Origin of the sequence: Pinisolibacter sp. (genome assembly GCF_036782435.1) — a bacterium.
In the GTDB taxonomy this organism is placed as follows: domain Bacteria; phylum Pseudomonadota; class Alphaproteobacteria; order Rhizobiales; family Ancalomicrobiaceae; genus CALBKH01.
The window spans coordinates 56,384-68,416 of record NZ_DAIPZB010000002.1 but is presented as its reverse complement, the minus strand read 5'-3'; the positions used below and the strand labels follow the sequence as shown (position 1 = coordinate 68,416).

The 12,033-nt window shown below is 67.3% G+C and carries 12 protein-coding genes; 2 read left to right on the top strand and 10 right to left on the bottom strand.

The window, feature by feature from the left end:
- Positions 1-4: 4 nt before the first annotated feature.
- On the bottom strand, positions 5-2,083 hold the full coding sequence (locus V7Q42_RS01220; RefSeq protein ID WP_333821831.1) for a 4Fe-4S binding protein: 2,079 nt from the start codon (positions 2,081-2,083) through the stop codon (positions 5-7).
- A gap of 62 nt (positions 2,084-2,145) precedes the next feature.
- Between V7Q42_RS01220 and V7Q42_RS01215 the strand changes: the two genes are divergently transcribed.
- Together V7Q42_RS01215 and V7Q42_RS01210 are read left to right on the top strand one after the other, a co-directional pair.
- Positions 2,146-2,691, top strand: coding sequence for a DUF3305 domain-containing protein (locus V7Q42_RS01215; RefSeq protein ID WP_333821830.1), 546 nt, complete (start codon positions 2,146-2,148; stop codon positions 2,689-2,691).
- On the top strand, positions 2,684-3,343 hold the full coding sequence (locus tag V7Q42_RS01210; protein ID WP_333821828.1) for a DUF3306 domain-containing protein: 660 nt from the start codon (positions 2,684-2,686) through the stop codon (positions 3,341-3,343). Before V7Q42_RS01215 ends, V7Q42_RS01210 begins: the two co-directional genes overlap by 8 nt.
- A 24-nt stretch (positions 3,344-3,367) precedes the next feature.
- Here V7Q42_RS01210 and mobB read toward each other — a convergent pair whose 3' ends face one another.
- The 9 genes from mobB to V7Q42_RS01165 all read right to left on the bottom strand — a co-directional run bounded on the left by mobB (position 3,368) and on the right by V7Q42_RS01165 (position 11,845).
- Entirely contained in the window at positions 3,368-3,904 is a 537-nt protein-coding gene (gene mobB / locus V7Q42_RS01205; protein WP_333821826.1) for a molybdopterin-guanine dinucleotide biosynthesis protein B, read from the bottom strand.
- Complete coding sequence (mobA, locus tag V7Q42_RS01200; RefSeq protein ID WP_333821825.1) at positions 3,901-4,527, bottom strand: molybdenum cofactor guanylyltransferase MobA; 627 nt, start codon at positions 4,525-4,527, stop codon at positions 3,901-3,903. Before mobA ends, mobB begins: the two co-directional genes overlap by 4 nt.
- Positions 4,524-5,420, bottom strand: a complete 897-nt coding sequence (gene fdhD, locus V7Q42_RS01195; protein ID WP_333821824.1) for a formate dehydrogenase accessory sulfurtransferase FdhD — start codon at positions 5,418-5,420, stop codon at positions 4,524-4,526. The genes mobA and fdhD overlap by 4 nt, the downstream gene beginning before the upstream one ends.
- A gap of 208 nt (positions 5,421-5,628) precedes the next feature.
- Complete coding sequence (locus V7Q42_RS01190) at positions 5,629-6,726, bottom strand: ABC transporter ATP-binding protein (protein ID WP_333821823.1); 1,098 nt, start codon at positions 6,724-6,726, stop codon at positions 5,629-5,631.
- Positions 6,727-6,771: 45 nt separating this feature from the next.
- Positions 6,772-7,587: a carbohydrate ABC transporter permease gene (locus tag V7Q42_RS01185; protein ID WP_333821822.1), complete on the bottom strand. Its 816-nt coding sequence runs from the start codon at positions 7,585-7,587 to the stop codon at positions 6,772-6,774.
- 39 nt (positions 7,588-7,626) lie between these two features.
- Positions 7,627-8,505 carry a carbohydrate ABC transporter permease gene (locus V7Q42_RS01180; RefSeq protein WP_333821820.1) on the bottom strand — a complete coding sequence of 293 codons (879 nt, stop codon included), beginning with the start codon at positions 8,503-8,505 and terminating at the stop codon, positions 7,627-7,629.
- Positions 8,506-8,615: 110 nt separating this feature from the next.
- On the bottom strand, positions 8,616-9,875 hold the full coding sequence (locus V7Q42_RS01175) for an ABC transporter substrate-binding protein (RefSeq protein WP_333821819.1): 1,260 nt from the start codon (positions 9,873-9,875) through the stop codon (positions 8,616-8,618).
- A gap of 385 nt (positions 9,876-10,260) precedes the next feature.
- Entirely contained in the window at positions 10,261-10,908 is a 648-nt protein-coding gene (locus V7Q42_RS01170) for a 2-dehydro-3-deoxy-6-phosphogalactonate aldolase (RefSeq protein WP_333821818.1), read from the bottom strand.
- Positions 10,892-11,845 (bottom strand): 2-dehydro-3-deoxygalactonokinase, encoded by a 954-nt coding sequence (locus V7Q42_RS01165; RefSeq protein WP_333821817.1) that lies wholly within the window; start codon positions 11,843-11,845, stop codon positions 10,892-10,894. Before V7Q42_RS01165 ends, V7Q42_RS01170 begins: the two co-directional genes overlap by 17 nt.
- Positions 11,846-12,033 lie beyond the last annotated feature (188 nt).

Here is a 12,033-nt window from a genome sequence, read left to right as displayed (position 1 = left end):
CGTCTCAGCCGTCGCCGACGATGTCGTCGACCGAGCGACCTTCGCGCTCGGCGCGCAGGTAGTCCTCGGTGGTGCGGATGCGGCGCGGCGAGGCGATGGCGAAGGGATCGGCGCCGCCCTTCGACAGCTCGGTGAGCCGGCAGGTGTCGCACATGAAGAGCAGCGCCCGACGTTCGTCGGTGTCGAACATGCGATGAGTGCCGCCGAGTTTGCGCTGGACCGCGCGCAGCACGCCGGCGGCGGCGAAGGGCTTGCCGCAGGAGACGCAGAGCGCCGGCTCGTCCTCGTGCAGCACCACCGGCACGGCGGCGTCGGGGCGCAGCGACCAGCGCGGTTCGGGGCGGATCGCCTTCTCCGGGCAGGTGGTGGCGCACAGGCCGCACTGGACGCAGGCGGTCTCGACGAAGCGCAGCTGCGGTTTGTCGGCTCGGTCGCGTAGCGCTTGGGCGGGACAGGCCGAGACGCAGGCGAGGCAGAGGGTGCAGGCGGCGGTGTCGACGGTGACGCGGCCATAGGGCGCGCCGGCGGGCAGCGGCAGGGCGTCGCTCGCCGGCTTGCCGGCATCCGACAGGGCGGTCAGCGCGAACCGCGCGATCTCGCGCTTGCTGCCGACCGGGGAGGGCGCGACGCGGGTGATCTCGGCGCGGCCGGGAAGTTCGTAGAGCGGGGCCTCGACCAGGTCGGGATCGCTCTCGATGAGGGTGACGACCCGCGGGCCGGCATGGCCGAAGCCGGCGATCAGCGTCTCGAGCAGGTCGACCTCCGCCGCGACCGTGCCCATCTCCTCGGCCTTGGCCGGGTCGGCGAGGATGACGATCGTGCGGAAGCCGGCGGCGAGCGCCGCGGCCAGGAGATCGTGGCCGATGCCGCTGGTCGAATGCAGTTCGAGCGGCACGACCGCCGCCGGCAGGCCTCGGCCGTAACGGGCCATGGCGCCGATCAGCGGCGTCCCGTGCTTGGCGTCGTGGAGGAGCAGGACCGGCGCGTCGCCGCCGGCGGCGAGATAGGTGCGGGCCGTCGCCTGGATGCGCGTGATCAGGTCGGCGCGTGACGGGTAGGCGTAGGCGATCGCTCCGGTCGGACAATGAGCGGCGCAGTTGCCGCAGCCGTCGCAGATGCCGGGATCGATGACGACCGAATCGCCGTTCGGCGTGATCGCACTCGCCGGGCAATGGTCGAGGCACTTGCTGCAGCCGACCTTGCGGGAGCGCGAATGAGCGCAGATCGCCGCGTCGACGCTCACGTAGATCGGCTTCTCGAAGCTGCCGACGAGGTCGGAGGCCGTGGCGATCGCCTCGAGCACCGCGGCGCGGTCGCCGGGATCGGCGCGGACGTAGCCGTCGCGGCCGTGGTCGCCGGCGAAGAGCGGTCCGTCGCCGGTCATGTCGAAGACGACGCTGCAGGTGGTGCGCACGCCGTTGCGCGGCGGGCCGAAGACGGCGCTCGCCCGTGCCGAAGGCGACAGCGCGGCGTGACGGTCGATGGTCACCTCGAAAGCGCCGAAGGAGCCCCGGGCCGCCACCACCCGGCCGGTGAAGACGGGGAAGTCGCGCGTCGTCGGCAGGACGAGATCGTCGACGTCGGTGAGGAGGAGCGACACCGAGAGCGACCGGTCGAGACGGGCGGCGGCCTCGAAGGCGGCCTGACCGGCGCCGATCACCAGACAGAAGCCGTCGCTCTCGATGGTGCGCAGCCGCGCCGGAACCGCCGGCGTCGCCGTCGCGGCGATCAGCGCCGCCATCTTCGGCAGGCTCTTCGCCGATTCGGCGCTCCAGCCGGCGCTCTCGCGCAGGTCGACGAAGGTGAGGTCGCCGCGATCCGCTTCCGCTGCGATCTCGGCGAAGAGCGGCGCTTCCTGGGTGCAGCCGACGCACAGCGGCGAGGGATCGGCCAGCGCCTTTTCGAAGGCGGCGGTCTCGGCGCGACAGAGGTTGCGATGGAACCGCGCCGGGCCGAGGCCCGCTTCGGTCAGGATCTTGCCGAGCCCGTCGGCGGTGACCGGCATCGACCCTTCGCAATCGCACAGCAGCAGACGCGGACCACCCGAAACCATCGTTTCCCCCTTGTTGTATGGTACCGACACCTTATTCTCTGCACCGAGAGAGGCAACTCACTTCGTAACTCTCATGGGGAGAACGGTCGCTCGTGTCGCGCGAAATGACGATCATGCTCGGGGTGGTCGCGGAAAACCGCCGCTCCACCTCACGATGGATCGCAGATTACTGGATTCCCGTCGGGGTGATGTTGGCGCCTGCCGACCTTCGTAGCGGCGATGTTCTGGTCTCCGACGAGCGGATGACCCGCTACTACATGGGTCGATTCGAAATGACCTTCCATGCCGCCGACACCGAGGCCTACATCGAGAATCTCGACAGCGGCAATCCCGCCCTCTACGTCGTGCTGCGGCGAGATGCCGACGGCATACATCCGCTTCCCTGGTACGTCCACACCGTCACCGGTTCGCCGCACGCCGCGCAGGATTGCGAGGTCGGCAGCGAGGATCTGATCGAGCGCGTTCCCATGCCGCCGGAGATCCTGCGGGCCGTGCTCGAGTTCCTCGACGCCCACCATGTCGAGCAGAAGTTCGTCAAACGCCAGCGCGATCGGGTCGACCCGGAGGAGCACAAGTTCGGCAAGCAGCCGATCTTCCTGAACCGCAACCGCCCCGGCGGAGGCGGTCTCGATGGCTGAGGACCGGGACGAAGGGTTCCTGACCCGTTGGTCGCGCCGCAAGCGGATGACCGAGGCGGAAGCGATCGCCACCGATCCGACGATCGAGCCGGTGGAGGATCCGCAGGCGGTCGCCGCGCGCGACGCGGCGGAAGCCGAGCGGCTGGCGGAAGAGGAGGCGAACCGGCTCGCCGCGGAGGCGATCGATCTCGACACGCTCCGCTACGGCGACGATTTCTCCCTTTTCCTCAAGCGCGGCGTCCCGGATGCCCTGCGCCGCGACGCGTTGCGGCGGTTCTTCGTCTCCGATCCGCTGCTCGCCAATCTCGACGGCCTCAACGACTACGATCGGGACTTCAACGAACCCGCCGACCTGGTCTATCGGTCGATCCGAGATCCGATCCGCGGCTTTCTCGACCAAGTGGTCGAAACGGTCGGTTCCTCCGACGGGGCCGGGCAGACGCGATCGGCCGAGAGCGAGGAGACCGGGGCCGCTCCGGGACCGGAACCGGACGCGCTCCCTTCGATCGAAGAAGCGTCGGCGACCCCGGACGCCGAACCGACCCCGGAAGCCGCGCTCGAGCCTCCCTCCGACGGCCGCGACGTCACCGTGCCGATCGACCCGATCCCGCAGCCGCGACGCGTCTCTCTGCGCCGCCGCCTGGAAGGCTGACGCGCCGTCTCACCGGTGCCTTCGTCAAGCGGGCGTCGCGGCGTCCTGCTCCCGCTCGGCCAGACCGAGGTGGGTCGAGATCAGGTCGGCGATCGCGTCGACGTCGTCGAGATCGAGTACCGGTACGGCGCTGTTCTCGATGGAGTGATCGGCGGCGATCGCCAGCACGGTCGGATCCGACGGAGCCAAGGGCTTGTCGCCCCACGCGGCGCGGCGGCGCACCTCGATCTTCGGGTGCGACTCGCTCTTGTAGCCTTCGATCAACACCAGATCGCAGGGCGACAGACGCGACAGGATCTCGTCGAGCGTCGGCTCCGCCTCGTCGACGAGCTCGTGCATCAACGCCCAGCGGCGGCCGGAGACGATGGCGACCTCGTTCGCCCCGGCGCGACGATGGCAGTGACTGTCGGCCCCTTCGCGATCGACATCGAAGACGTGGTGGGCGTGCTTGACGGTGGCGACGCGGAGGCCGCGGCGGCTGAATTCGGCGACGAGGGCGCAGGTCAGCGTCGTCTTGCCGGAGTTCTTCCATCCCGCGATACCGAAGACGGGCGCCTTCATCTTCCGGCTCCGGCGAGCAGGGCCTCGGCTTCGGCGAGTTCTTCCGGTGTGTTGGCGTTGAAGAACGGATCGGGCGCGTCGGGCGCTTCCGGCTCGAAATCGCACCAGACGAAATCGTGGCGTTGCACCCAGGCCAGCACCTTCATCGTGTCGGAGGTGGCGAGCCAGTGTTCGAGATCGCCGCGGAGCGCGACCGGCCACAGACCGAACACCGGTTGGCGTCCGCTCGCCGACCGCGCCAGGACGATGCGCTCGGGCGCGCTCACGGCGGCGAGACGGGCGACCAGATTCGTCGGCAGGAAGGGGGCGTCGGTGGCGACGGTGGCCAGATGGGTCGCGCCGCCTCGCGCCGCCAGCCAGGACATACCGGTGACGACGCCGGCCAGCGGCCCGGCATGGCCCGCGACGATGTCGGGAAGCACCGGCAGCCCATACGCGGCGAAACCTTCCGCCGACGAGTTGGCGGAAATGGCGAGCGGCCCGACCTGCGGCGCGAAGCGCTCGATCACCCGGGCGATCATCGGGATGCCGCCGAGGGAGCGCATCGACTTGTCGCCGCCGCCCATGCGGCGCGACAGGCCGCCGGCCAGCACCAGACCGCCGAACCCCTTGGTATCGGTCATTCCGCGTCCTCGCGCGCGCCCTTGCGGCGATGGTGCGCCGCCTCCTCGGGCGCCGCTTCGGGGTCTTCGTCGAATTCGATCCGCTCGGTTCCGGACAGGGCGACGAAGCGCTTGCCGCGGGCGCGACCGATCAGCGTCAGCCCGGACTTGCGCGCGAGTTCGACGCCCCAGGCGGTGAAGCCGGAGCGCGAGACGAGGATCGGGATGCCGATCATCACCGTCTTGATCACCATCTCCGAGGTGAGGCGGCCGGTGGTGTAGAAGATCTTGTCGCCGGCCGGCACGCGGTTGAGGAACATCCACCCGGCGATCTTGTCGACCGCGTTGTGGCGTCCGACGTCCTCCATGTAGACGAGCGGCTTGTCCTTCTCGCACAGGACGCAGCCATGGATCGCCCCGGCCTCGAGATAGAGGCTCGGCGCCATGTTGATCTTGCGGGTCAGCGCATAGAGCCACGAGGTCTTGAGCTTGGCGCCGTCGGGCAGCCGCGTCCCGTCGAAACTCTCCATGACGTCGCCGAAGACCGTCCCCTGAGCGCAGCCCGAGGTCCGGACCTTCTTCTGCAGCTTGGCCTCGTAGTTGGTCTCGCGCTTGGTCCGGACAACGACGATGTCGAGCGACGCCTCGTAGTCGATCGCGGTGATCTCGTCCTCGGGACGCAGCATGTTCTGGTTGAGCAGGTAGCCGACGGCGAGAAGGTCCGGATGGTCGCCGATCGTCATCATGGTGACGATCTCCTGGCGGTTCAGGAACAGCGTCAGCGGCTTCTCCGTGACGACGCGTGTCGTGACCGGCGCGCCGTTGTGGTCGATGCCCTCGACCTCCTTCGAAAGCAACGGATCCTGTGGATCGGAGCGCAGAAGGAACTCGTCACTGGGAGTAGCGGACGTCATCGATACCGGCCATTTTTTGATTTCTGACGAAGATGTTAGGGTGGATTCGACTTTCGAACAAGAGGCGCGCCGACGACGGTCCCCCGCGCCGGCGCGATCGCCGGAGGCGCGCGGGAGGGGCCGCCTCCTGCAGGACCCTTCTTCGCGGCGCCGGACCGACGCTCCGTCGCTCCGCCGGTCGCGCGGTGTGTCGAAGCCGCTCCCGGCGTCACGCTCCGTGGTCGATCCCGATCGAGGCGCACCGCTCGGTGCTCTTCGCGTCGAACAGATGATAGTGGACCGGGGCGAGACGCAGCGTGTCGCCCTGCCGGATCGTCTGGCGTTCGCGGAAGAGGGCGATGATTTCGGCATCGCCGGCGGTCGCGGTCACCTGGGTCTCCGAGCCGGTCGGCTCGACGATCTTGGCGCCGACCGCGAATCCATCCTCTCCGTCGCCGACGATCCGCAGGTGCTCCGGCCGGATGCCGATCACCAGCGGCCGGCCGGCGAGCCCCTCGAGGGCGGGGGAGGGCGCCAGCGGTACGAAGACGCCGTTCTCGGCGGAAAAGCCGGTGCGGCCGCCGAGCTCGAGGGTGCCCTTCAGCATGTTCATCGCCGGCGATCCGATGAACCCGGCGACGAACAGATCGGCCGGCGTATCGTAGAGCTCGAGCGGCCCGCCGATCTGCTCGACGCTGCCCTCGCGCATCACGACGATGCGGTCGGCCATGGTCATCGCCTCGATCTGGTCGTGGGTGACGTAGATCATCGTCGTCTTCAGCCGCTGATGCAGTTCCTTGATCTCTGAACGCATGGCGACGCGCAGCTTGGCGTCGAGGTTCGACAGCGGTTCGTCGAACAGGAAGACGCGCGGATCGCGCACGATCGCCCGCCCCATGGCGACGCGCTGGCGCTGGCCGCCGGAAAGCTGTTTCGGCCGGCGCTTCAGATACCCGGTGAGCCCCAGGATTTCCGCCGCCCGCTGGACGCGGGTTTCGATCTCCGGCCGCGCCACGCCGCGCAGCTTGAGCGAGAAGGCCATGTTGTCGGCGACGGTCATGTGCGGATAGAGCGCGTAGTTCTGGAACACCATGGCGACGTCGCGATCCCGCGGCGCCAAGTCGTTGACCACCTGATCGCCGATGCGGATCTCGCCGGCGGTGATCGTCTCGAGCCCGGCGATCATGCGCAGCAGCGTGGACTTGCCGCAGCCCGACGGGCCGACCAGCACCACGAACTCGCCGTCCTCGATCGCGACGGAGACGCCGCGCAGGATCTCGGCGCGGTCGAAGGACTTCTTGACGTTGACGATGTCGACGGAGGCCATGGTCGTTTCGCTCGGTTTCGTGGTTCGATGAGAAAGGCCCGGGCGTCAGCCCTTGACCGCCCCCATGGTCAGTCCTTTGACGACGAATTTCTGGAAGATCATGGTCAGGATGATCGCCGGCGCCATGATCGCCACCGCCGCCGCCATCACCCCGCCCCAGTCGACCTCGGCGTAGGAGACGAAATTGTAGACCGCGATCGGCAGGGTCCTGGTCTTCTCCATCGACAGCACCTGGGAGAACATGAAGTTGTTCCAGGAGAAGATGAACGACAACGTCACCGAGGTGATGATGCCCGGCCCCGACATCGGCAGGATGATCGCCCAGAACGCGTATTGCCGTGTCGCCCCGTCGACCATGGCGGACTCCTCGAGCTCCACCGGGATCGAGTTGAAGTAGGACGACATGATCCACACCACGATCGGCAGGGCGATCAGCATGTGGCTGAGCACCAGCGCCACATAGGTGTCCATCAGGTTCAGCCGCGAAAAGATGATGTACCAGGGCATCAGGAACGAGATGCCCGGCATCAGTCGTGCCAGGAGGATGAACAGGGCGAGCTTTCGTTGGGTGAACCGCGAGATCGAATAGGCCGCCGGCAGGCCGAGGACGAGCGACAGGCCGACCGCCAGCCCGCCGACCACGGTCGAATTGATGAAATACTTCAGGAAGTCCTGCTCGCCGAACACCTTCTCGTAGTTCTGCAGCGTCGGCGTGAAGATCAACTTCGGCGGCCAGGCGATGATGTCGGTCTGCGTCTTGAACGATGACGACAGCATCCACAGGAACGGGAAGAGCACCATCAGCGATATGAAGATCACGACGAGATAGAACAGGGTCTCGTGCAGGATGTTCTTCTTCATTGCGATGTGCTCCTTGCCGAGGGGCGGGCCGTCGAAGTCTCAGCTTTCCGATGTGGATCGCAGTTTCATGATGCCGAGGCTGCACAGGAGAACGAAGAAGAACAGGGCGATCAGGATCACCGAGGCCTGCCCCATGCGGAAGTATTCGAAGGAGTACTTGAAGCCCATGATGTTGAGCGTCTCGGAGGCGTAGCCCGGGCCGCCGCCGGTCATGGCGAAGATGATGTCGAAGGTCTTCAACGCATCGATGAGGCGCAGGATCACCGCGGTCAGGATGGTCGGCATGACCATCGGAATGGTGACGTAGCGCAGCACCTGCCACTGCGTGGCGCCGTCCACCCGCGCCGCCTCGAACGGTTCCTCCGACAGGCCCGCGAGACCGGCGAGCACGATCAGCGTGATCATCGGCGTCCACTGCCACACGTCGACGATGACCAGCGACACCAGCACCGAGTTCGCATCCGAGACCCACAGGCCCTGTGGCAGGCCGAGCGACGACAGCGCCCAGTTGGCCAGCCCGATGGTCGGATCGTAGAAGAGATTGAAGACGATGCCGACCGCCACCGGTGTCGCCACCAGCGGCAGGAGCAGCAGCAGCTTCGTCAGGCTCTTACCGATGAAGGTCCGGTTCAGGATGAGCGCGATGACGGTGCCCAGCACCGCTTCGACGAATACCGCCAGGAAGGTGAAGGACAGGGTCCGCCATACGGCGTCGAGGAAGCGGGGCTCGGCGAAGACACGCCCGAAGTTCCGCAGACCGACGAAGCTCATCGGCATTCCCGAGGTCAGGTTCCAATTCGTGAAACTGAGCCCCAGGGTGTAGAGAATGGGAAAGATCATCAGCAGGGCGATGAAGATGACCGCCGGCAGCGGAAACAGGATCGGAAGATACTTTTCGATGTAGCTCGGTCTGCGCATCGAGGCCCCCGACTCCGTCCATCCCACACCGGTCCATCGGGCACCGATCCCGGCCGACCGGGCGCCGTGCGCCGGGTCGGCCGAGTCCGAGACCGATCGTCCGCTTCCCGTTACGGCTGGCCGTACTCGCCGGCATCCTTGAGCAGTTCGTTCACCCGGGCGGCCTTGGCCTTGGCCATCTCGGGCAGTTTGGCGGATTCGCCCTTGCTGTTGATCGACTCGATGATCAGCTCGCCGATCTGGTCACGCGCTTCGCCGACCGCGCTCATGTAGGGCCGATCGAAGGCATTGCCCTTCTCCGCGGCGAGCGCACGCGTCGACACGAGGCCGGGATTGACCGCCTCGAGCACCTTCGGATCCTTCCACACCGACGACCTGGCCATGGTGATGTTGGCCAGCATGCCCTTCACCGCCAGATCCTTGCTGCTCGCCCAGTCGAGGAACTTCAGAGCCGCCTCCTTGTTCTTGGACTGGTTCGCCACCGCGATGCCCCAGGAGGTGACGATGAACGGGCTCTGCGCCTTCGGGCCGGCCGGCAGGTCGGCGATACCGACGTTGGCCGCCGGGATCTGCGTCTTGGCCGGGTCGACCACCTGACCGTAGAACACCGAAGCGTCGGTCCACATCGCCACTTTGCCGGCCTGGAACAGCGGCATGATGTTCTCCCACGACATCGACGTCACGCCCTTGGGGCCGTAAGTGCCGAGGAGCTTGCCGTAGTAGCGGATGGCGTCGATCGCCGCGGGCTGATCGAACACCGCGACACCCTTGTCGAGATAGAGGCCGCCGTAGTTGTAGACGTAGCTGGAGAGCTGGGTGACCGCCGCTGCGCCCTTGCCGCGCGAGGCGATGCCGGCGACGGCGTCGGAATTGAGTTTCTTCGCCGCCTCTTCGAGCTCGACGAGAGTCTTCGGTACGGCGATCCCGGCGGCCTGGAACAGATCCTTGCGATAGTAGAGGACCTGCCATTCGGTGACGAGCGGGACGAGATAGGGCGTCGAGCCGGCCGAGGCGACGCTCATCACCGGTTTCGGGTAGTCGGAGAAGTCGTACTTCGCCAAAGGCTCGTACCAGCCGTTCTTGTTGAACATCTTCCCTTCCTGCAGCGGCCGCGTCATGAAGACGTCGACCGACGAGGACTTGGTGGCGAATTCGGTGGTCAGTTTCGTGGTGAGCTGGCTCTCCTGCAGGCTCTCGAAGTTGACCTTGATCCCAGATTGCTTCTCGAACTCGGGAATGACGGTCTTCAACAGTTCACCGTAGGGGTGATTGGCGAGCAGAACGCGGATTTCCTTCGTCTGGGCGAATGCGCCGGTGGTCAGGCACAGCGAAGACAGAAGAATCACGGTGGACGTGAGCATTTTCTTCATTTGAAGCTTCCTCACCTGAGTGACACGTAGGTGGCCGGACCGGTGAGTAGATCGCCGTCGATACCCGACGACCCGCTCGCCGAAACGATCGGTCGGAAAGTATGATAGACCCAAGTCGGCTACCATACCACCGATATCCGGGTCGTTACGGATCTTCCCGGGGAAGATGTTCCGCCGTCGAGGCATTCGCCTGCCGCATCGAATCCTCTTGCCCCGCGGCAAGATCGAAGATCGGACCCGTTGTGGGCTGCGGCGAATACCATCGAAACGAGTGCGGCTGATCTGTCCCGGCGCGGATGTCCTCGCGCGGATCGCCCCCATGATGGAAATGCGACGTCGAGGGAACGTTCGACCGAGGAAGCCGCGAGTGCGTCGCCGAAACCGGCTACCGCTGGAGACGTCCGGCGGCTCGTAACGCGGCGGCGAAAGCCTCGGCCTTGGCGCCGACCGTGGCCGGATCGTCGCCGGGCTTGTAGAGCGCCGAGCCGATGCCGAAGCCGGCGATCGGCGACCCCGTCCAGCGGTCGATCGTGTCGGCGGCGACGCCCCCGACGAGCAGCATCGGCACCGTGGCCGGCACGACCGCCGAGAGCGCCCGCACGATCGCCGGCGTCACCGCTTCGCCGGGGAAGAGTTTCAACACGTCGGCTCCGGCCCCGATCGCCGCGAAGGCCTCGCTCGGCGTCAGGAATCCGGGCGCCGAGACGAGACCCGCGCGCTTGGTGGCGGCGACGACGTCGAGGTTCGTGTTCGGCGAGACGATCAGCCGGCCGCCGGCTTCGGCGACCCGCGCGACCTCGTCGACCGTGAGCACGGTGCCGGCGCCGATGACCGCGCGGCCGGCGAAGGCCTCGGCGAGCGCCGCGATCGAGCGCAGCGGTTCGGGCGAATTGAGCGGCACTTCGACGATGCGGACGCCCGCCGCGACGAGCGCCTCGGTCACCGCCACGACCTCCTGCGGGCGAACCCCGCGCAGAATGGCGACGATCGGAAAGGCGGCGAGAGCCTCTCGAAACTCAGCGAGCGTGGACATCGGCGGCCTCCCGGCTGTGTCGAGCGATGCGCAGAAGCCCGTCGACGAACGAGCGTTCGGGATCGACGAGGGTGACGCGGCTGCCGGTGGTTTCGATCGCGAAACGATAATTGACGGCGACGACACCTCCGGCGACCAGCACGATCGGCAGATCGGCCGGCACCAGTCGTTTCGCTTCGCCGACTTCCGCGCCGATCAGCAGTCCCGACACATAGGGTTCGACGTCCTGCGGCGCCATCCGGCCGGCGAGGACGCCGGTTCGCGCATGGAAGGCGCGGTTGAGGATGCCGCCGTCGGCGGAGGCCGCCGTGAGGCCGATCGCGAAGGCGGCGCGGGCCGCCGCCTCGTCGTGCGGCGGTTCGCCGAGAAGGCGCAGCACCGATTGCCGAGTGAGCAGCGCGAAGATCTCGCCGGTCATGAAGGTGCGGAAGGTCTCGATGCGGCCGTGGCGCACCGTCGCCCATTTGGAATGCGTCCCCGGCAGGACGACGACGGCGTCGTCGACCCCGGCGCCGAGGATCTGCGTCTCCTCGCCCCGCATGACGTCGGCGGCCGCGTCGTCGGTGACGAGGCCGGGGACGATGTGGACGCGGGTTCCCCCGGCGATCTCGAAGGACATCAGGCCGGCGGCGATTTCGCTCACGCCGGCCGGGCAGGTGACATAGGGCACCTCCCGCCAGCCGTTGCGGCTGCCGACCATGCCCGCCATCACGACGGGGAGCCCCGGGTGGGCGGAGAGCCAGGGTGCGCACAGGCGCGTCAGCACGCCCTCGAACGCCGCCTTGTCGACGTGGCTCATGCCGTCGTCGGAAGCGACGCTGTCGAGAAGTACGCCGTCTTCCCCGACCAGATGGGCGCGGAAGCGTGTCGTTCCCCAGTCGACGGCCACGCAGACGGGCTGTTGCGTTCCGGATGCCGACGTTCCGCGGCTGTTCATCGGGTGACCCACTTCGACCTCGTTCTTCGTTGCGGGCGTGCCGGCGACGCACCCGCCCGCCGAACCTACAGCGAACCGGGCGTCGGGAGCTACGGTCGCGTTCGACGCGCCGCGCCGGGTCCGGCTTCCGCGAGCGATGGACCGACCGGCGCATCGATCTCGTGGCGACGGATGATGAGCCGCCGACC

Bases quoted from the DNA above. Each gene is read 5' to 3' on its own strand.
- fdhD (WP_333821824.1), bottom strand. From the start codon at position 5,420: ATGACGTCCGCTACTCCCAGTGACGAGTTCCTTCTGCGCTCCGATCCA.
- V7Q42_RS01165 (WP_333821817.1), bottom strand. From the start codon at position 11,845: ATGAACAGCCGCGGAACGTCGGCATCCGGAACGCAACAGCCCGTCTGC.
- mobB (WP_333821826.1), bottom strand. From the start codon at position 3,904: ATGAAGGCGCCCGTCTTCGGTATCGCGGGATGGAAGAACTCCGGCAAG.
- V7Q42_RS01190 (WP_333821823.1), bottom strand. From the start codon at position 6,726: ATGGCCTCCGTCGACATCGTCAACGTCAAGAAGTCCTTCGACCGCGCC.
- V7Q42_RS01180 (WP_333821820.1), bottom strand. From the start codon at position 8,505: ATGCGCAGACCGAGCTACATCGAAAAGTATCTTCCGATCCTGTTTCCG.
- V7Q42_RS01175 (WP_333821819.1), bottom strand. From the start codon at position 9,875: ATGAAGAAAATGCTCACGTCCACCGTGATTCTTCTGTCTTCGCTGTGC.
- V7Q42_RS01210 (WP_333821828.1), top strand. From the start codon at position 2,684: ATGGCTGAGGACCGGGACGAAGGGTTCCTGACCCGTTGGTCGCGCCGC.
- V7Q42_RS01170 (WP_333821818.1), bottom strand. From the start codon at position 10,908: ATGTCCACGCTCGCTGAGTTTCGAGAGGCTCTCGCCGCCTTTCCGATC.
- V7Q42_RS01185 (WP_333821822.1), bottom strand. From the start codon at position 7,587: ATGAAGAAGAACATCCTGCACGAGACCCTGTTCTATCTCGTCGTGATC.
- mobA (WP_333821825.1), bottom strand. From the start codon at position 4,527: ATGACCGATACCAAGGGGTTCGGCGGTCTGGTGCTGGCCGGCGGCCTG.